This is a genomic window from Bradyrhizobium sp. Ken64, assembly GCF_055807555.1.
In genome coordinates this window covers 120664-143405 of sequence record NZ_JBVVPA010000019.1, presented here as the reverse complement: position 1 = coordinate 143405, position 22742 = coordinate 120664, and the positions used below count along the sequence as shown (strand labels likewise).

Here is a 22742-nt window from a genome sequence, read left to right as displayed (position 1 = left end):
GATCACGACATAAGCCGTAAAGCCACTGCGCAGGGAAGGCCGGATGTTTTGGCTTCACCTGTATGCCGCTGTGCAATTTTGTTCACGACAATCTCGCACAGTGGACCGCGGGTGCCAGCCGGCACCCGGTCTTCCCTGCGCCCTCTTTCATGTGAGGGTGAGGCGACCAATCAAAGCTCGGGCGAACAAGCCGCGAGGCTGCGGAGGCGTGTCTACGATGGAGATGCGAATTGAACGGGCGACGTCAACCTCACGCTCCGTCATTGCGAGGAGCGCTTGCGACGAAGCAATCCAGCCTGTCTCTTTGGAGGGATTCTGGATTGCTTCGCTACGCTCGCAATGACGATGTTGAAGCAGGTGTGCCTGAAAACTCAGTCTCGTGCCCCGGACGCAGCGCGTCACGAAGTGATGCGCTGCAGAGCCGGGGCCCATGTGTCAGCGGGCGGCGTGGCTTGCTGGGTTCCGGCTCTGCGCAGCAACGCGAAGAGCGCTGCAGCGCGTCTGGGACACGAGAGGAAAGTAGCGCGCGACATACCCCAGACATGAGAAAGCGCCCGTGGGGGGCGGGCGCTTTCTGTAGTCGACTTGGGGTTGGGGTCGTCTACATATCCACGTGGCGACTTTGGGGGGCTGATAAAGAGCCGCGTGAATTCCTGAAACTCAAATCTCCTTAGCGAACGAGGGAAACGTTCGAGCTGGTGATGGCGATCGGCTTGCCCGCCTTTATGACACGAGCGGTCTGGGTCAGGCCTTCATCTGAACTCGTACGCGCGGTGATCCCGAGACCCGCCACCGCGATGCCGGCAACGAGCGCGACAACCACGATCTTGAGGTGGGTCGAGCGATCTGCGCTGTAAATCGAGTGGTTCATGGAAGGCTCCTGCCGCCATCTACCCGAAGTAGTCGCCTGCGTGTTTGGGCAGGTTCATGCTTCCGGTGCCCAACAACCTAGTATTGGGGGGATTCGTTCCCAAGAGGCGATCACAAGAGCGTGACAGGACGTGAGAAGCCGCGATCAAAAACGGCCCTGGATCGTGCAATTTGGCAATTATTTCAAAGCTATAATGTGCCTGTCAGGCGCCTTGCCGGCCGTTGATCGGCAAGGCGCCAAAAGCTGAAAAACCATTTGCCTGTGGCCGAAAAACACACGGCTTCTTAAGGCAAATCAGATGCTTCCGACCGTTTTCAACCTCGCCCTGGGGTGGATTTCAGCCTGCGACAGCACGGTCGTCTGGGCCCGGAACCGCTCGACCAGGGAACGCACGAAGGGACGAATTGCCGCAGAGGTGACCAGTACCGGGGCCTCGCCTTCACGCGCGGCCCGCTCGAAGGCCTCGCGCACGCCGGTCATGAATTCCGACAGCTTCGAGGGTTGCATCGCCAGGCTGCGCTCCTCGCCCTGGCCGATAATGGATTCGGCGAAGGCTTGTTCCCAACGGGCCGACAGCGCGATCAGCGGCAGATAACCGCTGTAGGAGGTGTTTTGGGCACAGATCTGCCGCGCCAGGCGGGCGCGGACGTGCTCGACCATGGTGGTGGGATTGCGCGAGAAGGCGAGCGAGTCGGCGATGCCTTCCAGAATGGTCGAGAGGTCGCGGATCGAGATGCGCTCGGCGAGCAGCAGCTGCAGCACGCGCTGGATGCCGGAGACCGTGACCTGTCCGGGCACGATGTCCTTGACCAGCTCGCCCTGCTCCTTCGGCAGCTCCTTGAGCAGCTTCTGCACCTCGCCATAGGAGAGCAGGTCCGACATGTTGGCCTTGAGCAGCTCGGTGAGGTGGGTCGAGAGCACGGTCGCGGCGTCGACGACGGTGTAGCCCTTGAGCGAGGCCTCCTCCTTGAGGCTGGCATCGACCCAGGTCGCGGGCAGGCCGAAGGTCGGCTCGGTGGTGTGGATACCGGGCACCTGCACCTGGCTGCCGCCGGGGTCCATGACCATGAACTGGCTCGGCCAGATCTTGCCGGTGCCGGCGTCGACCTCCTTGATCTTGATGATGTAGGTGTTGGCTTCGAGCTGGACGTTGTCGAGGATGCGCACGGCGGGCATCACGAAACCCATTTCGATCGCGAGCGAGCGGCGCAGCGCCTTGATCTGCTCGGTGAGGCGATCGGTGCCGTCGGGGCCGTTGACCAGCGGCAGAAGGGCGTAGCCGAGCTCGATCTTGAGGTCGTCGATCTTCAACGCCGCGGAGATCGGCTCCTCCGCCGCAGCGGAGCCGGCTGCGCCCGGCGTTCCCGGCGCAGGTGCGGTCTTCGCGACTTCCTCAGCCCTGGCAGTCGCGCGGTTGCGGTTGCGGGCATGCCAGGCGAGGGCGCCAGCGCCGGAGCCGAGCGCCAGGAAGGGAAGGGTCGGGATGCCCGGCAGGGCCGCCAGCACCAGCATGACTGCCGCGGACATCGCGAGCGCCTGCGGATAGCCGGAGAACTGCTTCATCAGCGCCTTGTCGGCGGCGCCGGACACGCCGGCCTTGGAGACGAGCAGGCCGGCCGCGGTCGAAACGATCAGCGCCGGCACCTGGGTGACGAGGCCGTCACCGACGGTCAGCAGCGTGTAGCTGCGGCCGGCGTCGGCAAAGGACAGGCCCTGCTGCGCCACGCCGATGATCATGCCGCCGACGACGTTGATGAAGACGATCAGAAGGCCGGCGATGGCGTCGCCGCGGACGAATTTGGAGGCGCCGTCCATGGCGCCGAAGAAGCCGCTCTCGTCCTCCAGATCCTTGCGCCGCTGCTTGGCGACCGTCTCGTCGATCAATCCGGCGGAGAGGTCGGCGTCGATCGCCATCTGCTTGCCGGGCATGGCGTCGAGGTGGAAGCGCGCCGCGACTTCGGCGATACGGCCCGAACCCTTGGTGATGACGACGAAGTTGACGATGATCAGGATGGCGAAGACGATGATGCCGATGACGAAATTGCCGCCCATCACGAAGCTGCCGAAGGCCTCGATGACGTGACCGGCGGCGTCCGTGCCTTCGTGCCCGTGCGACAGGATCAGGCGGGTCGAGGCCATGTTGAGCGACAGCCGCAGCATGGTCGAGATCAGCAGGACGGTCGGGAAAGCGGAGAATTCCAGCGGCGCCTGGATGAACAGCGACGTCATCAGGATCAGGATCGAGAGCGTGATCGAAATCGCCAAGAACAGGTCCAGCACGATCGCAGGCAGGGGAAGGATCAGCACCACGAGGATGGTGAGGACGCCGAGCGCCAGCGCGATATCGCCGCGCTTGAGGATGTTGCCGATCTCGGCAAGGGTGGGGAAACCGGCGTTTGTGCTGCCTACGCCCTGTCCCGCGGTGACGTCGACCATGGTAGCTGCCCCTCCGCGCGACTGCCTTCCGCGCGCCCCAAACGTCTGCGCGGCGGCCGAAGGGCCGCCGTTCCGAAAGTGAGGCACCGCACTGGCGTCCACAGGGCACTCCCCGTTCTACGCGGCTGACGACACTCGACTCCACTGGGCAATTCTTGCCGGGTGTATGGTTAGCAAAGGGTTAATAAAGGGTGCGGCATGGGGGCTGACCGCGGTATTTCGGGGCTCTCAGGCCGTCATTCCGGGGCGCGCGAAGCGCGAGCCCGGAATCCATCGTGCCGCAGGCGTCGTGGGGAAATGGATTCCGGGTTCGCGCCAAGAGACGCGCCCCGGAATGACCATCGCGGAGGCAGCCTACTTCGCCTTCTCCATCCGGGTCACCGTATAGCCCGAAGCCGCTTCCTCGGCTTCGAAGGTCACCTTGTCGCCGACCTTCACCTGCTTGAGCACGGCCGGGTCCTTGACGCGGTAGACCATGGTCATGGGTTCATCCATGCCGAGGTTCTTCGCGGGCCCGTGCTTGAGCGTGATCTTGCCGGCGCCCTCGTCGATCTTCTTGACCTCGCCGCTGATCGCGGCGCCCTGGGCCGCCAGGGCACTCGTGGCAAGGCCGACGGTCAGCGACAGCGCGGCGGCGATACGGATGATGCGGTTCATGGGAGCCTCCTTGCGTTACTTCACGGTGACGTGGCCGACCATGCCGTAGTCGCGGTGGTCGGGAATCAGGCAGGAAAATTCGAACGTGCCGGCCTTGCTGAACTTCCAGAGGATCTCGGCCGTCTTGCTCGGCGCGAGCCTGACGCCGTTGGGATCGTCGTGCTCCATGTGCGGATGCTTCTTCATCTCCACCGCATGCGCGAGATTCTCTTTGGTGGTGGCGAGCAGGAATTCATGGTCCTCCTTGCCGACATTGCGCAGCACGAAGCGGATCTGCTCGCCGCGTTTGACCTCGATCCTGGCGGGGGTGTAGTCCATCTCGTTCAGCAGGATCTCGATCGTGCGCGCGGATTTTTTGGGATCGCCGGGCTCGCCGGCCGAAAAGGTGCCGTGCCCGTGCTGGTCGTGGGCAAAGGCCTGCGCGGTAGAAAGCGCGGCCAGCGCGAGACCGAGCTTGATCGTCGTCTTCATTGGTATCTCCAGTTGGTGGTGGTTCATCGAAACGCTCACATCTTCATGTTCTTCATCGGCGGTCCGCCTGGTTGTTGCCGCACTGGCTCCGGGGCCGGCGGCGTGACCTCGTAGGCGACGGTGCCTTGCGGGAACTGGTAGGGGCCGGGATCGCGATAGTCGTCGCGCGCGAGGCCTTCGCGGATCTTCATCACCGTGAACATGCCGCCCATCTCGATCGGGCCGAACTGACCGGTGCCGGTCATCATCGGCAGCGTGTTGTCGGGCGCCGGCATCTCCATGTTGCCCATCGCCATGCCGGTCGAGCCCATCGCCATGCCGTCAGGCGCGAGCTTGCCGATGGCCCTGGCGAGATCCTTGCGCGACACCCCGATCATGTTGCGCATGTCGTGTCCCATCGCGTTCATGGTGTGATGCGACTTGTGGCAGTGGAACGCCCAGTCGCCGGGGTTGTCGGCGAGCACGTCGAACACCCTGACAGCGCCGACCGGTACGTCCGTCGTCGTCTCCGGATATTGCGCGCTCTCCGGAATCCAGCCGCCGTCGGTGCAGGTCACCGCAAAGCTGTGGCCGTGCAAATGGATCGGATGGTTGGTCATGCTGAGATTGCCGATGCGCACGCGCACCTTGTCGCCGAGCCCGACCGGCAGCGGATCGATGCCGGGAAACACCCGCGCATTCCAGGTCCACATGTTGAAGTCGGTCATCTCGTTGACCTTCGGCAGATAAGTGCCGGGATCGACGCGATAGGTGCTCATGACGAAGACGAAGTCGCGGTCGACCGGTCGAAAGCTCGGGTCGCGCGGATGCACGACGACCATGCCCATCATGCCCATCGCCATCTGCACCATCTCGTCGGAATGCGGGTGGTACATGAAGGTCCCGCTCTTCCTCATCTCGAACTCGTAGACGAAGGTTTTTCCCGGCTGGATGTGCGGCTGCGTCAGTCCGCCGACACCGTCCATGCCGCTGGGAATGATCATGCCGTGCCAGTGCACGGTGGTGTATTCGGGCAGTCTGTTGGTCACGAAGATGCGGACCTTGTCGCCCTCGACGGCCTCGATCGTCGGGCCCGGCGACTGGCCGTTATAGCCCCACAGATTCACCTTCATGCCCTCGGCGAATTCGCGCACCACGGGCTCGGCAACGAGATGGAATTCCTTCCAGTCGCCGTTCATCCGGAACGGCAGCGACCAGCCGTTCAGCGTGACGACGGGGTGATAGTCCGGCCCGCTGACGGGGTGCAGCGGCGGCTGCATCACCACCTTGTCCATGTGCGGGGCTTCCGGAATGGAGGCGGCTTGCGCGCGGCCGCTGACGACGGATGCGCCGGCGAGCGCCGCGCTACCCAAAAATCCTCGGCGGGAAAACATGCTGGCCTCCATGTCAGTGACCGCCATCGGCAGGCGCTGCCGCGGCGATGGTGGTTGAATTGTCGCCGTCAGCAGGCGCGCCGCCGCCATTGACGGCGGTCTGCAAGTCGGACTGGGCGAGGAAGAATTTTTGCCTGGCGTCGATCGCGCCGCGCAGCGAGGCCAGGCGCTGCCGCGCCTCGGTGAGCAGCGCGAAGATATCGACCTGCATGCTGGAGAAGCGGAGCTGCATCTCCTCGGTGATGATTTTTCGCAAGGGGATGATCTCGCGCTGATAGTGGCTGGCGATGTCGTAGCCGGAGCGATAGATCCGGTAAGCATCGCGCGCCTCGGAGCGTACATTCACGGCGCGCTCGGTCAGCCGATTGAAGGCGAAATTGTAGGTCTCCGCCGCCTGCCGCACCCGCACCTCGCCGCCGTCGAAGATCGGGATCTGGAACTGGACGTCGAAGCCGCGCTCGCGGAACGGCGCGCCTTCCGGATCCCGGGTGCGGCGGGAGATGCCGGCAAGATCGAGCAGTGTCACGAAGCGCGTCGCCTCGGTGAGGTTCAGCGACTTCGCCAGCGCGGTGAGCTCGAGCCGCGCGATCTGAAGGTCGATGCGATGGGCGACCGCGTCGGCTTCGATCGAGGGCAAAGCCTGCGGCCGGCGCGGCAGCGGCGGCAGCTGGTTGGGTAGGCGGAAGTCAAGGCCGCCGTCCCACAGTCCCATCAGGCGCGCCAGCTTTTCGCGCGCGCTCGTCGCCGTCTGTCGCGCGGTTGCGAGGTCGGCGGTGGTCTCGGCGTAAAACACCTGCTCTCGGGCCTGATCGAGCTTGTTGATCGAGCCGGTTTCGCCGAGCTTGACCGCGAGCTGCGCGGTCGATTCCGCCGTCGCCTTCGCATCCGTCAGCAACGCCACCATCTCGTTGCCGCCAACGGCGCGCCAATAAGCGCGGCGGACGTCGGCAGCAAGCCGCAACGTCGCCAGGCTAGCTCGCAATTGCGCCTGGCGAAAACGATCGCGGGCGATCTCCGAACGAAACGGCAGGGTGGCGAGCGCGAGGATGTCGCCGACAATTTGACGCTCGATTTCGCTGGCGCCGTTGCCCGAGATCCGCGAGACCGAGAACACGGGATTGGGCGGCAGGGTCTGCTCGACGAGATCGGTCTCGGCCAGCGCCAGTTCGTTATAGGCGGCCTGAAGCCCCTTGTTGTTGAGCAGTGCAATCTGCACGGCGGTCTCGGCGCTGAGTGTTCGCGACAGCAGTTGACGAACGCGCGCATCGACCGTGCCGGCTCCCTCGGCCGTTCGCACGAAGGCGACGTCCTTGTTGATGGTCTGGCTCGTCAGCTCCGAGACTGCCTTCATGCCGCTGTCGGGCGAGAAGGCGGCACAGCCCGACAAGCCGAGCGAGGCAAGAACGAGCAGGCTTGGCGCGAGACGGTGTGTCATGGCGCGCTCCTACCGGTCTTGCTTGGGTTGCGGCGCGACGCTCTCGTTGCGCTCGCGCCACGGTGCGGGCGTTGCTGGCCGCAGGCTGGTGTAGGGCGCAATCGTCGAACGATAGCTGGCGCGCGCGACCTTGGCCGCGGGATCGGCAGGATCAGCGCCGGCGACTTGTGTCGTTGCCGGCATGCAGCCGGACAACGCCAATGCCGTCGCGGCAAGCAGCGGCCAATTGAATCGAAAGTGTCGTCCCCGCGCTGTGGATGCAGCGGCGGACTTCGCCCCGGAAAGCGTAAGCATGAGTCATCCCTGATCTGTCTGGAGACCACAGGTTCGCGCGCGCGGATGCGCGCTCGGCCTGACGTCGTCGCGCGTCAGATCAGGCGATGGGAGGGCGGTAGAGCAGGGGCGGCGCCGCGCTGTGCAGGCTGGCCACGATCTCGGGCGAGCAGGCGGAAACCGGCTGAAGCGGCTTTGCGACGCTGGGCAGGTCGGCCGGCAACGCGCTCACACACATCATCGCGCAGCACGGTCCCGGCGTACCCTTGCCGTCGTGATGATGCGGCGCGGGCGCGTCCTGCGCGGCGGTCTGGTGATGCGCATGCGGCCCGGCGTGGTCATGCGAGGCGCCGTCATGCGTGTGGCCGGCCTGCATCTGGTGATGCACCGGCACGAGGTCGGCGGGGAGCGCGTCGTCGAGGCACGGTGCTGGAGCGCTACCCCAGGCGAGGCTTGCGGCCGGCGCGAGCACGCAGAACAGATAGGCGAGGGCAATGATGCGCCCCACCCTGATCCGCATCGATCGTGTCAATCGCAGCAACATTCCGCCGACATACGCTCCGCGCGGCCATGTTGCACACGCTGATTGCAAATTAATGGCAAACCGCGCGTTCGCCAAGCTCCTTCTTACCGCAGTGCACCGTGCATGCCCAATATCGCGCCACAATGCTTGACCCTGTGGCGATCCGCGGGCCATGGTCCCGCCCGTGCACGCGCCAAATCAATCAGGACAGACACCTGAAGCATTCACGCCTGATTCACGTCAGGCCTGGATGCGCCTCGTCATTGCGCTTCTGATCGGCTCGATCGGCGGCGTCGGCATGTGGGCGATCGTCGTCATGATTCCCGCGGTGCAGGCCGAATTCTCGGCGACGCGCGGCGCGGTGTCGCTGGCTTTCACCCTGATGATGTTCGGCTTCGGGCTTGGCGGCGTCATCGCCGGCAGGATCACCGACCGGTTCGGCATTGTGGCGGCGATGGCGATCAGCATCGCCTTCCTCGGCGTCGCCAACGTGCTGGCGGGTCTGGCAGTCCAGCTCTGGCAGTTCGTGGCGGCCTATTTCCTGATCGGGCTCGGCACCTCGGCGACCTTCGCGCCGCTGATGGCGGAAGCCTCGCACTGGTTCGAGCGTTATCGCGGGCTGGCCGTGACCATCGTCGCGAGCGGCAATTATGTCGCCGGCACGATGTGGCCCCCGCTCGTGAGCACGGGCATGCAGACGATCGGCTGGCGTTACACGCATATCGGCATCGGCCTCGTCTGCGTGAGCCTGATGACCATCCTGGTGCTGGTCCTGCGCGCGCAGATGGGCCACGACAAGGTTCACGATCATGCCAATGCAGCGCCGCCGCGGGTCGACCTCAAGCTCTCGACCAACACGCTGACGGTGTTGCTCTCGATCGCCAGCATCTCCTGCTGCGTTGCCATGGCGATGCCGCAGGTGCATATCGTCGCCTATTGCGGCGATCTCGGATATGGCGTGGCGCGCGGCGCCGAGATGCTGTCGCTGATGATGGCCTGCGGCATCGTCAGCCGGATCGGCTCGGGCTATCTCGCCGACAAGATCGGCGGCATCCCCACACTGCTGATCGGTGCGCTGGCGCAAGGCTTTGCACTCGTATTCTACCTGTTCTTCGACAGCCTGACCTCGCTGTATTTGATCTCCGCGATGTTCGGCCTGTTCCAGGGCGGCATCGTGCCGAGCTATGCCATCATCGTGCGCGAAGCGATGCCGGCGAGCGAAGCCGCAACTCGCGTCGGCATCGTGATCTTCGCCTCCGTGTTCGGCATGTCCTTCGGCGGCTGGGTGTCCGGCGTCATCTTCGATGCGACGGGCTCCTATGCCGCGGCGTTCGCGAACGGCGTGGCGTGGAACGCGCTCAATATCGGCATCGTCGTGACGCTGCTGATCCGCTCGCGGATGAATGCCGTCAGGACCGGTCCGGGCTTTGCGACCTAGACTGCCTGCCCCGCCTTCAGCAGCGAACAACCCGTGATCTTGTAACTGCCGTCCGCCTGCTGCTCGAGCGTGTAAAGCGCTTCCCAGGCCTCGCCATTGGCATCGATGATATGGACGTGCTGGGCAATCCGGCTGCCCTCGCTCTTGCTGTCGCCAAATTCAAAGCTCTTGTGCCGATAGACCGGCGGGTAGCCGTTTTGCACCATGGACATGAAGATGTCGGGCGCAGGGAAGATCTCCCGGATCGCCGGCGCGGCGTAGGAATAGGCCACGCTCGCGTCGTCGCGGCCGAATGCCTGCTCCTGGGCGCGGATGATATCCTGTGCCGTCGCGACATCGTCGGCGCGCGCTGAGATGGGGCCGAAGGCGACACTGAGAAAGACCAGCAAGGCGGCGATGCGCATGACAAGCTCCGCGTTGAAATCCCGGCGGTACCGATCCTAGCACATCTCGCGGGCTATCGCTTCCGCTTTGCAGCCGGCTTCGCGGACTTGGCGGCCGCGCGGACCCTGGCTTTCATGACAGGCTGCACCCGCAGCCCGTCAACGAACACGTCGAGCAATCGCAGCACCGAGGATTGCCAGCCGGGCTGGTCGTGCATGTAGCACATGCCGAAGAACGCGCGCAGCAAGTCCTCGGGACTGACGTCCGCGCGCATCGCGCCGGCCGCGGCTGCGCGATCGAGCAGCGAGCCGATCGCCTTGGTCAGGCGCTCAAAGGAAAAGGCATGCAGCTCCGACCCGCTCTGCACCGCGAGTGCCAAGGCTGCCACCATGCCCTTCTTGGTGGCCACGAATTCGACCCCCGAGCGCAGCCAGCGCCTGAGCGCGTCGACCGGGTCCTTCGCGTTCTTCAACTGCTCGGCGAGCTCGCTGAGCTGCTCGACCTCGCGCCGGTATACCGCCTCGAACAAATCCTCGCGGGTCGGAAAATGCCGGTAGAGCGTGCCGATGCCGACGCCGGCGCGTTTTGCCACGGCTTCCAGGCTCGCCTCCGGACCACCCGCGTTGAACACGGCCTTGGCCGCCTCGAGCACGCGCTCGCGATTGCGCACGGCATCGGCGCGGGGCTTCCGGGTCTGGTCGGTGTGCTCGTCCATCCACGCAATGTAGATCACGAATTGGTTAGATTGAACCCTTACGGGGCTGCATCGCGTTGATGCGCACGGGCTTTTGACGAATTCCAAATATTTCCCGCCGGCTCTTGTTAAGCGGAGGCTGCCTCCGTATCTTCGCTGAAGACGTTGGCCCGGATGATGTTCGGGCGGCGCATGTCGACGGCGGCCACGGCGGTGGCGCGCTGCGCGATGACTCATGTCCATATCTGATCGGAGCCTTGTATGAACCACTCCATCAGCCTCACCGTGAACGGTGCGCGGCGCGATTTCGTCCTCGACGATCCGCGCGTCACGCTGCTGGATCTCTTGCGTGAGCGCCTCCATCTGACCGGAACCAAGAAGGGATGCGACCGCGGCCAATGCGGCGCCTGCACCATTCTCGTCGACGGCAAGCGCATCAATTCCTGCCTCGCACTGGCCATCAGTCATGACGGCGCCGACATTCTCACCATCGAGGGCGTGGCGCGGGGCGACCAGCTGCACCCCGTGCAGGCCGCCTTCATCGCCCATGACGGATTTCAGTGCGGCTTCTGCACGCCCGGCCAGATCATGAGCGCCATCGGCATGATGAGCGAGGCGCAGGCCGGCAACGATCCCGAACGCATTCGCGAATGCATGAGCGGCAATCTGTGCCGCTGCGGCGCTTATGCCGGCATCCTCGATGCCGTGCTCGACGCGCAGGCCGACATGGACGAATCCAATCAGAGGCGCACCGCATGAAGCAATTTGATTATGTCAGGCCCGCCACGGTCGCCGAGGCCGTCGCGGCCGCCGCGCAGCCGGGCGCGGTCTATCTCGCCGCCGGCACCAATCTGCTCGATCTAATGAAGGGCGGCGTCAGCCGTCCGGATCGTCTGGTCGATGTCAGCCATCTCGACGGGCTCGATCGCATCGAGCGCCTCGCCGAGGGTGGGATGCGTATCGGCGCACTGGTGAGCAACGCCGATCTCGCGCATGACGCCGACTTTGCCAAGTCCTACCCGGCCGTCGCCGAAGCGCTGCTCTCCGGCGCATCGGCGCAACTGCGCAACGCCGCGACCGTCGGCGGCAATCTGCTGCAACGGACGCGCTGTGCGTATTTCTACGACACCGCCAGCCGCTGCAACAAGCGCGAGGCCGGCAGCGGCTGCGACGCGCGTGAGGGCGAGAACCGCACCCACGCCGTGCTCGGCTGGAGCGAAAACTGCATCGCAACGCATCCGTCCGACTTCTGCGTGCCACTGGTCGCGCTCGACGCCATCGTCGAGATCGAGGGCAGGAACGGGCGGCGCGAGATCGCGCTCGACGAGCTGCATCGCCTGCCCGGCGAGACCCCCGAGCGTGAATCGGCGCTCGAACCGGGAGATCTCATCGTCGCGGTGCGCCTGCCGTCCGCTGCGCGCGGCTTTGCTGCTCATGCGCGTTATCTCAAGGTCCGCGATCGAACGTCCTATGCGTTTGCCGTCGTCTCGGCTGCGGCTGCGCTGCGGATCGAGAACGGCAAGATCGCGGAGGCGCGGCTTGCGCTCGGCGGTGTCGCCGCAAAGCCCTGGCGCGCTCGCGCTGCGGAGGACATGCTCAGGAACGTCGCGCCCGCGGTGGACGCTTTCCAGGAAGCCGCCTCGCGCGCGCTCGCCGACGCAAAACCGTCCGGCGACAACGCCTTCAAGATCGAGCTCGCGCGCCGCATCGTCGTGCGCGCGCTGAGCCTCGCCGCCGCCGGTACGCCCGCGCGCATCCCCGCGCTGCCGGCCTCTCCCTTTGCCTCGACCTCCGGAGCCATTCATGCCCGAGCTTAATCTCACCAGCGCGCCCGCTCATCTGCGCCACGGCTCGAACATCGGCCAGCCGCTGACCCGCCGCGACGGCGTGCTCAAGGTCAAAGGCCAGGCGACCTATGCCGCCGACAATCATCCGCCCGGCATGCTGTTTGCGGTGATGGCCGCCGCCAGCATTTCGCGCGGTCGCGTGACCTCGCTCGATGTCGCGGCTGCCAAGCGCCATCCCGGCGTCGTCGATGTCATGACGTCGGACCACAAGCCTGAACTCGCGATCGACCCCGAGATCAAGACCAATCCATTCGTGTTCCGCATGGAGGTGTTGCAGAGCGACGAGGTTCGCTACGCCAACCAGCCGATCGCCGTCGTGATCGCGGAGACGCTGGAGGCGGCGACGGAAGGCGCGGCCCTGCTGGCGCCGCGCTACGAGACGCTGCCCGCGCTCATCGGCCTCGATGCGGGTGAAAGCTTCGTGCCGCCGGTCGTCGGCGTCGGCAACCCCACGGAAAATCACCGCGGCGATGTCGAAGCGGGACTTGCGTCGGCCGAGAAGCGGATCGACGCGGTTTACGAAACGCCGCCGCAATACCACAACGCAATGGAGCCGCATGCGATCGTGGCGGCCTGGGACGGCGACAATTTGCAGATCGACATGCCGACCCAGGGTCTCATGCTGTCGCTGGCGCGCGTTGCCGAATTGTTCGGCATCGCGCACGACAAGATCCACATCCGCAGTCCGTTCCTCGGCGGCGGGTTCGGCTCGAAGGGGCTCATGGCCGGCCCTCCGGTTCTCGGCATCATGGCAGCAAAGCTCGTCGGCAAGCCGGTCAAGCTGGTGCTGCGCCGTGAGCAGATGTACGGGCCGGTCGGTCATCGCGCGCCGACGCGGCAGCGGCTGCGCATCGGCACCGACCGCGAGGGGCGCCTGACAGCGCTCGATCACCACGCGCGCACGGTTTCGAGCACGTTCGATGATTTCTACGAGCCTGCGGCCGATGCCTCGCACACGCTCTATGCGGCGCCTGCGATCCGCACATCGCATGATGCCGTGCGCGTCAACACCGGCACACCGTTGTTCATGCGCGCGCCCGGCGAGGCCACTGGCTCGATCGCGCTGGAGAGCGCGATTGACGAGATGGCATGGGCCTGCGGCATCGATCCGCTCGCCTTTCGTCTGAAAAATTATGCCGACGTCGAGCCGATCACCGGCAAGCCGTTCTCGTCCAAGGCATTGCGCGCCTGCTACGAGCAGGGCGCCGCGCGCTTCGGCTGGGCGAAGCGATCGCTCCAGCCGCGGCAGATGCACGACGATGCTGGCCTTCTGGTCGGCTGGGGCATGGGCACCGCGACCTTCCCCGCGCTGATGTTCCAGGCCGAAGCGCGTGCCGTGCTTCGCCGCGACGGCTCCGGCGCCATGGAAATCGGCGCGCATGACATGGGGCAGGGCGCCTGGACGGCGCTGGCGCAAATCGCGGCCGACGAACTCGGGCTTGATATCGACCGCGTCGAGTTCAAGGCGGGAACGTCTGACCTGCCCGATGCCGGCATTGCCGGCGGCTCGGCACACACGGCAACCGCGGGTGCCGCGATCCACAGCGCAGGCGCGGCCGTGATTACAAAACTCGCCGATCTCGCCACCGGCGATGAGCGCTCGCCGCTGTTCGGCGCCGGCAATGCCGGCGTGATCGCGCGCGATGGCCGGCTGATCCGGCGCGACGACGAGAGCCGCGGCGAAAGCTATTCCGAGATTCTCGCGCGCGCCGGCGTCGCCGAGGTCGAGGCGCGCGGCACCGGCGCGCCGAATCCGGCGGCGATGGAGGAGTATGCGATGCACGCCCATGGCGCGGTATTCGCAGAAGTGAAGGTCGATCCCGAGCTCGGCCAGGTCCGCGTCACCCGCATGGTCGGCGCCTTCGCCGCGGGACGCATCGTCAACCCGCGCATGGTGCAGAGCCAGCTGTTCGGTGGCATGATCTGGGGCCTGTCCTTCGCGTTGCACGAGGAAGCCATCACCGACCGCCGCACGGGCCGGATCATGAACGCCAATCTCGGCGAGTATCATATCCCCGTGAATGCCGACGTGCCGCCGCTCGACGTGATCACGGTCGAGGAGCACGATCCGCACGTGAACGCGCTCGGCATCAAGGGTGTCGGAGAGATCGGCATCACCGGCAGCGCAGGCGCGGTCGCCAACGCGGTGTGGCATGCGACGGGCGTGCGCGTGCGCCGCTTTCCGATCCGGATCGAGGAGTTACTGACGTAGCCTGAGGCCGCGGGCCGGCGAGACCGTCTCGCTCCGTCGGGTGCTAATGCAGCTTCTTGCGAAGAGCCTTGAGCGCTTCTCGCTGCGACTCGATGTAGTTCGCGATGGCCTTGCGCAGCTCCTCCGAATGGAGCTTGTCGCTGTCGCGCTGCACTTCATCGAGTGCGGCCTCTGCATTTGCGAGCGTGATCTTCATAGCGAGCCCTGTTACGAAGCGGCTCCGGAAAGCGGAGGCTGCTTGGCTATGGCTCGAAACATATAGAGGATCAGGCTGCGGAAATTGAGATGGCTCAAGCTCCGTATGATACCGGTGGCTCCGTGGGATTGCGGATCACTTCAAAACGTCGGCGGCGTGCAGGCCGAGATCACCTCGCACGGCTTGCCGCCGACGCAGCGGAAGCGATGCGGGCGACGGCTCTCGAAGTAGTAGGCATCGCCCGGATTGAGGATCCGGCGCTCGTCCTCGACGGTGACTTCGAGCTTTCCCGAGATCACGATGCCGCCTTCCTCGCCGTCATGGACGAGGTGAACGCGCCCGGTGTCGCTGCCGGGCTCGTAACGCTCCTTCAGGATCTGCAGGCTGCGACCGAATAGATTGTCGCCGACTTGCCGATAGGAGATCGGCTTCTTGCCGACCTCGGTCAACTCTTCGCCGCGGTAGAAGATCTTGCGCCGGCTCTCCGGCTTCAGCGCGAAGAATTCGGCGAGGCCCATCGGAATGCCGTCCAGGATGCGCTTGAGCGCCCCCACGGATGGGTTCATCTGGTTGGATTCGATCAGTGAGATCGTCGAATTGGTGACGCCGGCGCGTTTGGCGAGTTCGCGCTGCGACAGCTTCTGGCGCGCCCGGATGAATCGCAGACGTCCACCGATATCGACGCTCATGTCCCTGACCCGTGTTGCAAGTGTTGCGGATCGCGCAAATATGGACCGGCAGCCCCAGTCAAATCAATGGCTTGCAGCCCATCAGAAAAGGACTTGTTGCGCTTTTCAAGCCGTGCCTCTGGTAGCAGGTCAGCAAAGGAGCGTGGCCCGTGACCCTTCATCAGATTCCGAACACCATCAAGACCGACTCGTTCTGGATGCCGTTCACGGCCAACCGGCAATTCAAGAAGGCGCCGCGCCTATTCTCCTCGGCCGAGGGCATGCATTACACCACCGTCGACGGCCGCAAGGTGATCGACGCCTCCGCCGGCCTTTGGTGCGTCAATGCCGGCCACGGCCGCAAGCAGATCGCCGCCGCCGTCGAGCGCCAGCTGATGACGCTGGACTTCGCACCGTCGTTCCAGATGGGCCATCCGCTGGCATTCGACTTCGCCGAGCGTCTGGCCGAGATCGCGCCGAAGGGCCTCGATCGCATCTTCTTCACCAATTCCGGCTCGGAGTCGGTCGACACCGCGCTGAAAATCGCGCTTGCCTATCATCGCGCCAACGGCCAGGCGAGCCGCACCCGGCTGATCGGCCGCGAGCGCGGCTATCACGGCGTCGGCTTCGGCGGCACCTCGGTCGGCGGCATGGTCGCCAACCGCCGCGCCTTCGCCACCCTGCTGCCGGGCGTCGACCACATCCGCCACACCCACGATCTCACCCGCAACGCCTTCGCCAAGGATCAGCCCGAGCATGGCGCCGAGCTCGCCGATGATCTCGAGCGGTTGGTGGCCCTGCACGGCGCCGAGACCATCGCCGCCGTCATCGTCGAGCCGGTGCCCGGCTCGACCGCGGTGTTGCCGCCGCCGAAGGGCTATCTCCAGCGCCTGCGCGAGATCTGCGACAAGCACGGCATCCTCCTGATCTTCGACGAGGTCATCACCGGGTTCGGCCGCCTTGGCACCCCGTTCGCCGCCAACTTCTTCGGCGTCACGCCTGATCTGATGACGACGGCCAAGGGCATCACCAACGGCACCATTCCCTGCGGCGCCGTGTTCGCGAGCCGCAAGGTTCACGACGGCCTGATGGTCGGCCCGGAGAACGCGATGGAGCTGTTCCACGGTTATACCTATTCGGCGCATCCGGTCGCCTGCGCCGCGGGTATCGCCACGCTCGACATCTACAAGGACGAAGGCCTGCTGACGCGCGGTGCGTCGATCTCCGAATATTGGCGCGATGCGCTGCATTCGCTGAAGGGCCTGCCCAACGTCGTCGACATCCGCAATTGCGGCCTGATGGGCGCGGTCGAGCTGTCGCCGCGTGACGGTACGGTCGGCGTGCGTGGCTACGACGTCATGGTCGATTGCTTCAATCGTGGGCTGTACTTCCGCATGAGCGGCGATAGCTTTGCGCTGTCGCCTCCGCTCATCGTCGAGAAGAGCCACATCGACGATATCGTGTCGATCCTCGGTGATGCCATCAAGCGGGTGGCCTGATAATTGCTCTCGCCGTTGCGAGTTGCCTCTTGCAGCGGCGCGCGTGATGCCGCGGGAGTTTGACGAAGCGTGAAAGTTCTGATCCTCGGCAGCGGTGTGATCGGTGTCACCTCTGCCTACTACCTCGCGCGTGCCGGCCATGAGGTGACGGTCGTCGACCGTCAGCCCGAACCGGCGCTCGAGACCTCCTTTGCCAATGCCGGCGAAGTGTCGCCCGGCTATTCCTCGCCCTGGGCTGGTCCCGGCGTCCCGGTGAAGGCGGTCAAATGGCTGCTGATGAAGCACGGCCCGCTGGTGATCCGGCCGAAGCTCGATCCCGTGATGTGGGTCTGGCTTCTCAAGATGCTGCGCAATTGCACCAGCGAACGGTACGCGGTCAACAAGAGTCGGATGATTCCGATCGCGGAATATAGCCGCGATTGCCTGCGCGACCTGCGCCGCGACATCGGCATCCAGTATGACGAGCGCTCGCAGGGCACGCTGCAGCTGTTTCGCTACCAGGCCCAGCTCGACGGCACCGGCGAGGACATCGCCGTGCTCAAGCAATACGGCGTGCCGTTCGAGGTGTTGGACCGTGAGGGCTGCATCGCGGCCGAGCCGGCGCTGGCGGGCGTGAAGGAGAAGTTTGCCGGCGGGCTTCGCTTGCCGCAGGACGAGACCGGCGATTGCCACATGTTCACGCAGGCACTGGCCAAGCACGCCGAAGCGCTCGGCGTGCGCTTCATGTTCAACACCGGCATCGATCGCATCGTCACCGACGGCGCGCGCGTCAGCGGCGTTGCGACCAGCGCCGGAATGTTGCAGGCCGACAGCTACGTGCTCGCGCTCGGAAGCTGGTCGTCGCGGCTGGTCGCGCCGCTCGATATCTCGCTGCCGGTCTATCCCGTGAAGGGCTATTCGATCACGGTGCCGATCAAGGACGCTTCCGGCGCGCCGGAATCGACCGTGATGGACGAGAGCTACAAGGTCGCCATCACGCGCCTCGGCAATCGCATCCGCGTCGGCGGTACCGCCGAAATCTCCGGCTTCTCGAGCCAGCTCTATGATGCGCGCCGCGCCACGCTCGATCACTCGCTGACCGATCTGTTCCCGCGCGGCGGCGATCTCTCCAAGGCGACGTTCTGGAGCGGCCTGCGCCCGATGACGCCGGATGGCCCGCCCGTGATCGGCCCGACGCAGTACGCCAACCTTCACCTCAACACCGGTCACGGCACGCTCGGCTGGACCATGTCGTGCGGCTCGGGACGGGTGCTCGCCGACATGCTGTCCGGCAAGAAGCCGGACATCGATGTGAGTGCGCTAACGGTGGATCGGTACAAGTACCGGTTCGGTTGAGACCTGTATCCCCTCGTCATTGCGAGGAGCTCTTGCGACGAAGCAATCCAGACTACCTCCGCGGTGAGAGTCTGGATTGCTTCGCTTCGCTCGCAATGACGGCTGCGCTACGCCGTCCCCGTCACGCAATTCACCCACAGCACCACGGCCTTCGCATCCTCGGCCGGATTTGAAAATCGGTGCGGCCTCCGGCTTGCAAAGCGAAAGCTGTCGCCGGTCTTCAGCGACCACGTCTCGCTGTCCACCGTCAGCATCATCTCGCCTTCGAGCACGAGGCCGGCTTCCTCGCCGTCATGGGTGTAGAGCTCGTCGCCCGTGGAGCCGCCGGGCTCCAGATGTACCAGGAACAGATTGAGCCGGTTGTCGGCGCTGGCGGGGCTCAGCAATTGCTTCGACACGCCGGTGCGCCAGAGCTTCAGCTCGGGCCGCTGAAGCCCGCGCGTGACGATTTGGTCGGATGCGCCGTCGGCGCTCGGGCTCGCGCCGAACAGCGCGGCGATGCCGACGCCGAGCACGTCGGCGAGCGTTGCCAGCACGCGCAGAGACGGCGACGACAGGCCGCGCTCGATCTGGCTGAGGAAGCCGATCGACAGATCCGTGCGCGCAGCGACCGTCTCGAGCGAGAATTGGCGGATGCGCCTGAGATCGCGGATACGGCGGCCGACCGCGACATCCATCGCAGGCTCGGCCGCTTTCGCCGTAGCCCTGGCGTTGGCTTTCACCTTCATCTTTATCTGCACCTTCTTCACCGGCTTTACGGCGGCCGGTCTGCGCATTCTTTTGCCACCGCTCACGTCAAACCGCTTCCTTCATGTGCATGAAAACCGCTTGCATCGGTCGCAAAAGTGTGACCAAATTTTCATATTGGTGAAAATAGGCCGAAACGGCTTGGCCCGCAATGTCTGCGATCACGACATCTGCGAGCGCCGCCATCGGCCGGACCCAAAGGGGAATGCGATGAAGCGTTTTGGTCTGGCCGCGGTCGCGGCACTCGCGATTGCCGCAGCAGCGCCGGCTTCGGCGCAGCAAGTGCTGAAGGTCGGCTCGACGCCGACAGGCATTCCCTTCACCTTCCTCGACACCAAGACCAATTCCATCCAGGGCATCATGGTCGATCTCGTCACTGAAGTGGGCAAGGACGCCGGCTTCAACGTGCAGATCGAGCCGATGCAGTTCTCGGCGCTGATCCCGTCGCTGACATCGAGCAAGATCGACATCATCGCGGCCGCGATGTTCATCACGGCGCCGCGCAAGGAGGTCGTCGACTTCTCCAACCCGATCTACACCTATGGCGAAGGCCTCGTGGTTCCCAAGAGCGACACCAAGGCCTACGCCACCCAGGACGATCTGAAGGGCGAGACGGTCGGCGCCCAGGTCGGCACCGCCTTCGTCGACGCGCTGAAGAAGTCCGGCCTGTTCGCCGACGTCAAGGCTTACGACACCATCCCCGACATCCTGCGCGACGTGAACACCGGCCGCCTCAAGGCCGGTTACGCCGATTACCCGATCCTCGCCTACAATCTGAAGCAGGGCGGCTTCCCCGAGGTGCGCCTGGTCGACGGCTACAAGCCGGTTACCGTCGGCTCGGTCGGCATCGGCGTGCGCAAGGGCGAGGCTGCGCTGCTCGGCAAGATCAACGCCTCGCTCGCCAAGCTGAAGGCCAACGGCACCATCGACAAGATCCTCGACAAATGGGGCCTGAAGGCACAGGGTTGATCGCAAGAGGCCAATCGATGAAGGCTGATCGATGAAAGGCTTCTGGCACGACGCAGCCGAATTCTTCCCGATCCTGATGAGCGGCGTCGTGCTGACGATCGTCGTCACCATCGGCTCGCTGCTGCTGTCGACAGTGCTTGGCCTCGTCTGGGCGATGATGCGGGTCTCCGGCATCCGCGTCCTGTCGCTGCTCAGCGCCAGCCTGATCAATGTGATCCGCGGCATTCCGATCATCGTGCTGTTGTTCTACCTCTACTTCGTGATGCCGGATCTCGGCGTCACGCTGTCCGCGTTGCAGGCCGCGATCCTCGGGCTCGGCATCGCCTACTCGGCCTATCAGGCGGAAAATTTCCGCGCCGGTATCGAGGCCATCGACAAGGGGCAGATCGAGGCGGCGCAATCGATCGGCATGGGCTGGTGGCTGACCATGCGCCGCGTCGTGCTGCCGCAGGCGGTGCGCATCGTGCTGCCGCCCTATGGCAACGTCATGATCATGATGCTGAAGGATTCCTCGCAGGCCTCGACCATCACGGTGGCCGAGCTCGCGCTGCAAGGCAAACTGATCGCGTCCTCGACCTTCAAGAACACCAACGTGTTTACGATGGTCGCGCTGATGTATCTCACCATGAGCATTCCGCTGATCCTGCTGGTCCGTCACTTCGAGAAGCGGGCCGGCAAGAGATGATCGAGCTGACCGACGTCCACAAGAGCTTTGGCGAGAACGAGGTGCTCAAGGGCATCACGGCGTCCGTCCAGAAAGGCGAGGTGGTCTGCATCGTCGGCCCCTCCGGCTCCGGCAAATCCACCATCTTGCGCTGTATCAATGGTCTCGAAAGCTACGACAGCGGCGAGATCAGCGTCGAGGGATTGAAGGTCGATCGCGACGCGCCGTCGATCGTGAAGATCCGCACCCAGGTCTCGATGGTGTTCCAGCGCTTCAATCTGTTTCCGCACCGGACGGTGCTGGAGAACGTGGTCGAAGGTCCGCTCTATGTGAAGAAGGGGCCGCGCGCTGCCGCATTCGAGCGTGGCCGCGCGCTGCTCGCCCAGGTGGGCCTAGCCGAGAAAGCCAACGAGCATCCGCCGCAGCTCTCCGGCGGCCAGCAGCAGCGCGTCGCGATTGCGCGCGCGCTGGCGATGCAGCCCAAGGCCATCCTGTTCGACGAACCGACCTCGGCGCTCGATCCCGAGCTCGTTGGCGACGTTCTCGGCGTGATGCGCAAGCTTGCCGACGACGGCATGACCATGGTCGTCGTCACCCACGAGATGGGTTTTGCCCGCGACGTCGCCGACCGTGTGCTGTTCATCGACGGCGGCGTCATCGTCGAGCAGGGGCCGGCGAAATCGGTGCTCAACCAACCGCAGCATGCGCGGACGCAGGATTTTCTGCGCCGCGTGCTGCATCCGCTCTGACTGGTTCTTGCCATGACCACGCGCCTGCCTCTGCCGCCGTCTCTCTATGCCGACACCGCCGTCGCGCCGGTGGCCACGCCGCCGCTCGAAATCGACAAGACGGTCTCGGTCGCCATCATCGGCGGCGGCTACACCGGTCTGTCCACGGCGTTGCATCTGGCCGAGCAAGGCGTCGAGGCACTGGTGCTGGAGGCGCAGGAGCCGGGCTGGGGCGCATCCGGCAATAATGGCGGCCACACCAATCCCGGACTGAAGCACGATCCCGATCAGATCGAGGCCGATTTCGGCACTGAGCTCGGCCGCCGCATGATCGACTTCTCCTACGGCACGACGAATTTCACGCACAATCTGATCCGCCGCTACCAGATTCCGTGCGAGGCGCGGCAGAACGGCACGCTGCGCGCGGCCTATAACGAGGCCAGCGCCGCCGCGATCGAGACAACCGCACAACAATGCATCGCCCGTGGCATGCCGGTGACGTACCTCAATCGCGAGCAGCTGCGCGCGATGACCGGCACGGATCGCTACATCGGCGCCATGCTGGATACCCGCGGCGGCGACCTGCATCCACTCAGCTACGCCCGCGGCCTCGCGCGCGCCGCGATTTCGGCAGGCGCGAAAATCCATGGCGAAACACCGGCACTATCGCTCCGTCGCGAGGGCAGCCGCTGGCGCATCGAGACACCGCGCGCGGTGGTGCATGCCGACAAGGTGCTGCTCGCAACCAACGGTTTTACGGACGATCTCTGGCCGGCGCTCCGGCGCACCATCGTGCCGGTGTTTTCCTCGATCGCCGTTACGGCCCCGCTTTCTGACGACGTGGCCCGTTCGATCATGCCGACGCGACCCGTCCTTTACGAGAGCGGCCACATCACCGTCTATTACCGCATCGATCAACAGAACCGCCTCTTGATGGGTGGCCGCGGTCCGATGCGTTGGATCAGTTCGCCCACCGACGTCGCCTATCTGATGCGATATGCCGAGCGGCTATGGCCGCAGCTCAAGGGCGTTGCCTGGACCCATGGCTGGAACAGCCGGCTCGCCATCACCAAAGATCATTACCCGCATGTGCACGAGCCCGCGGACAACATCCTGATCTCGCTCGGCTGCAACGGCCGCGGCGTCGCGCTCTCGACCGCGATGGGCGCGCAGCTCGCGCGTCGTCTGATCGGCGGTGCCAAGGCCGAGATCGATATGCCCGTCACCGGCATCAAGCCGATCCCGATGCACGCCTTCTGGCCGGTCGGCGTGACGACGGCAGTGATCGCTGGTCGCGTGCGCGACCGGCTGGGGATCTAAGC

The 22742-nt window shown here is 65.0% G+C and carries 24 protein-coding genes; 10 read left to right on the top strand and 14 right to left on the bottom strand.

What is annotated here, in order from left to right; translation table 11 throughout:
- Window positions 1–670 precede the first annotated feature (670 nt).
- The 8 genes from AC0L2F_RS27575 to AC0L2F_RS27540 form a co-directional block, all read right to left on the bottom strand.
- Window positions 671–871, bottom strand: coding sequence for a hypothetical protein (locus AC0L2F_RS27575; protein ID WP_027516053.1), 201 nt, complete (start codon window positions 869–871; stop codon window positions 671–673).
- A 294-nt stretch (window positions 872–1165) separates the two neighbouring features.
- Complete coding sequence (gene flhA / locus AC0L2F_RS27570) at window positions 1166–3307, bottom strand: flagellar biosynthesis protein FlhA (RefSeq protein WP_473250578.1); 2142 nt, start codon at window positions 3305–3307, stop codon at window positions 1166–1168.
- A 354-nt stretch (window positions 3308–3661) separates the two neighbouring features.
- Complete coding sequence (locus tag AC0L2F_RS27565) at window positions 3662–3964, bottom strand: copper-binding protein (protein ID WP_473250577.1); 303 nt, start codon at window positions 3962–3964, stop codon at window positions 3662–3664.
- Window positions 3965–3979: 15 nt separating this feature from the next.
- Window positions 3980–4435 (bottom strand): cupredoxin domain-containing protein, encoded by a 456-nt coding sequence (locus AC0L2F_RS27560; protein ID WP_473250576.1) that lies wholly within the window; start codon window positions 4433–4435, stop codon window positions 3980–3982.
- Window positions 4436–4470: 35 nt separating this feature from the next.
- Window positions 4471–5808, bottom strand: coding sequence for a copper oxidase (locus tag AC0L2F_RS27555; protein ID WP_473250575.1), 1338 nt, complete (start codon window positions 5806–5808; stop codon window positions 4471–4473).
- Window positions 5809–5821: 13 nt separating this feature from the next.
- Complete coding sequence (locus AC0L2F_RS27550; RefSeq protein ID WP_473250574.1) at window positions 5822–7243, bottom strand: TolC family protein; 1422 nt, start codon at window positions 7241–7243, stop codon at window positions 5822–5824.
- Window positions 7244–7252: 9 nt separating this feature from the next.
- Window positions 7253–7537, bottom strand: a complete 285-nt coding sequence (locus AC0L2F_RS27545; RefSeq protein WP_473250573.1) for a hypothetical protein — start codon at window positions 7535–7537, stop codon at window positions 7253–7255.
- Window positions 7538–7616: 79 nt separating this feature from the next.
- On the bottom strand, window positions 7617–8060 hold the full coding sequence (locus AC0L2F_RS27540) for a hypothetical protein (RefSeq protein ID WP_473250572.1): 444 nt from the start codon (window positions 8058–8060) through the stop codon (window positions 7617–7619).
- 151 nt (window positions 8061–8211) lie between these two features.
- Between AC0L2F_RS27540 and AC0L2F_RS27535 the strand changes: the two genes are divergently transcribed.
- On the top strand, window positions 8212–9477 hold the full coding sequence (locus AC0L2F_RS27535; RefSeq protein ID WP_473250571.1) for an MFS transporter: 1266 nt from the start codon (window positions 8212–8214) through the stop codon (window positions 9475–9477).
- On the opposite strand, the gene AC0L2F_RS27530 is transcribed toward AC0L2F_RS27535, so the two are convergent.
- Complete coding sequence (locus tag AC0L2F_RS27530; protein ID WP_473250570.1) at window positions 9474–9881, bottom strand: DUF4864 domain-containing protein; 408 nt, start codon at window positions 9879–9881, stop codon at window positions 9474–9476. The two genes, AC0L2F_RS27535 and AC0L2F_RS27530, sit on opposite strands and share 4 nt — an antisense overlap.
- A 53-nt stretch (window positions 9882–9934) precedes the next feature.
- Window positions 9935–10576, bottom strand: a complete 642-nt coding sequence (locus AC0L2F_RS27525) for a TetR/AcrR family transcriptional regulator (protein WP_473250584.1) — start codon at window positions 10574–10576, stop codon at window positions 9935–9937.
- Between the two features lie 240 nt (window positions 10577–10816).
- Between AC0L2F_RS27525 and AC0L2F_RS27520 the strand changes: the two genes are divergently transcribed.
- Genes AC0L2F_RS27520 through AC0L2F_RS27510 form a run of 3 tightly spaced genes read left to right on the top strand, consistent with a single transcriptional unit; the run spans window position 10817 to window position 14614 of the window.
- Window positions 10817–11314 carry a (2Fe-2S)-binding protein gene (locus AC0L2F_RS27520; protein ID WP_473250568.1) on the top strand — a complete coding sequence of 166 codons (498 nt, stop codon included), beginning with the start codon at window positions 10817–10819 and terminating at the stop codon, window positions 11312–11314.
- A complete protein-coding gene (locus AC0L2F_RS27515; RefSeq protein WP_007606327.1) occupies window positions 11311–12372 on the top strand; it encodes an FAD binding domain-containing protein in 1062 nt (353 codons plus the stop codon). Before AC0L2F_RS27520 ends, AC0L2F_RS27515 begins: the two co-directional genes overlap by 4 nt.
- Window positions 12359–14614, top strand: coding sequence for a xanthine dehydrogenase family protein molybdopterin-binding subunit (locus tag AC0L2F_RS27510; RefSeq protein WP_473250567.1), 2256 nt, complete (start codon window positions 12359–12361; stop codon window positions 14612–14614). Before AC0L2F_RS27515 ends, AC0L2F_RS27510 begins: the two co-directional genes overlap by 14 nt.
- A gap of 43 nt (window positions 14615–14657) precedes the next feature.
- On the opposite strand, the gene AC0L2F_RS27505 is transcribed toward AC0L2F_RS27510, so the two are convergent.
- On the bottom strand, window positions 14658–14810 hold the full coding sequence (locus AC0L2F_RS27505; RefSeq protein WP_167552259.1) for a hypothetical protein: 153 nt from the start codon (window positions 14808–14810) through the stop codon (window positions 14658–14660).
- Between the two features lie 140 nt (window positions 14811–14950).
- Window positions 14951–15499, bottom strand: a complete 549-nt coding sequence (locus AC0L2F_RS27500; RefSeq protein WP_473250565.1) for a cupin domain-containing protein — start codon at window positions 15497–15499, stop codon at window positions 14951–14953.
- Window positions 15500–15648: 149 nt separating this feature from the next.
- Between AC0L2F_RS27500 and aptA the strand changes: the two genes are divergently transcribed.
- Window positions 15649–16977, top strand: coding sequence for an omega-aminotransferase AptA (gene aptA, locus AC0L2F_RS27495; RefSeq protein WP_007606340.1), 1329 nt, complete (start codon window positions 15649–15651; stop codon window positions 16975–16977).
- A gap of 69 nt (window positions 16978–17046) precedes the next feature.
- A complete protein-coding gene (locus tag AC0L2F_RS27490) occupies window positions 17047–18312 on the top strand; it encodes a D-amino acid dehydrogenase (protein WP_473250564.1) in 1266 nt (421 codons plus the stop codon).
- Window positions 18313–18419: 107 nt separating this feature from the next.
- Here AC0L2F_RS27490 and AC0L2F_RS27485 read toward each other — a convergent pair whose 3' ends face one another.
- The gene (locus AC0L2F_RS27485; RefSeq protein ID WP_473250563.1) at window positions 18420–19088 is read right to left on the bottom strand and encodes a helix-turn-helix domain-containing protein; all 669 of its coding nucleotides are present in this window, start codon (window positions 19086–19088) and stop codon (window positions 18420–18422) included.
- 19 nt (window positions 19089–19107) lie between these two features.
- On the bottom strand, window positions 19108–19245 hold the full coding sequence (locus tag AC0L2F_RS27480) for a hypothetical protein (RefSeq protein WP_473250562.1): 138 nt from the start codon (window positions 19243–19245) through the stop codon (window positions 19108–19110).
- Between the two features lie 24 nt (window positions 19246–19269).
- Between AC0L2F_RS27480 and AC0L2F_RS27475 the strand changes: the two genes are divergently transcribed.
- Genes AC0L2F_RS27475 through AC0L2F_RS27460 form a run of 4 tightly spaced genes read left to right on the top strand, consistent with a single transcriptional unit; the run spans window position 19270 to window position 22740 of the window.
- The gene (locus AC0L2F_RS27475; RefSeq protein ID WP_473250561.1) at window positions 19270–20028 is read left to right on the top strand and encodes an ABC transporter substrate-binding protein; all 759 of its coding nucleotides are present in this window, start codon (window positions 19270–19272) and stop codon (window positions 20026–20028) included.
- Window positions 20029–20059: 31 nt separating this feature from the next.
- Window positions 20060–20713 (top strand): amino acid ABC transporter permease, encoded by a 654-nt coding sequence (locus AC0L2F_RS27470; RefSeq protein WP_063993773.1) that lies wholly within the window; start codon window positions 20060–20062, stop codon window positions 20711–20713.
- Window positions 20710–21441 (top strand): amino acid ABC transporter ATP-binding protein, encoded by a 732-nt coding sequence (locus AC0L2F_RS27465; RefSeq protein ID WP_473250560.1) that lies wholly within the window; start codon window positions 20710–20712, stop codon window positions 21439–21441. Before AC0L2F_RS27470 ends, AC0L2F_RS27465 begins: the two co-directional genes overlap by 4 nt.
- Before the next feature lie 12 nt (window positions 21442–21453).
- Window positions 21454–22740: an NAD(P)/FAD-dependent oxidoreductase gene (locus tag AC0L2F_RS27460; protein WP_473250559.1), complete on the top strand. Its 1287-nt coding sequence runs from the start codon at window positions 21454–21456 to the stop codon at window positions 22738–22740.
- Window positions 22741–22742 lie beyond the last annotated feature (2 nt).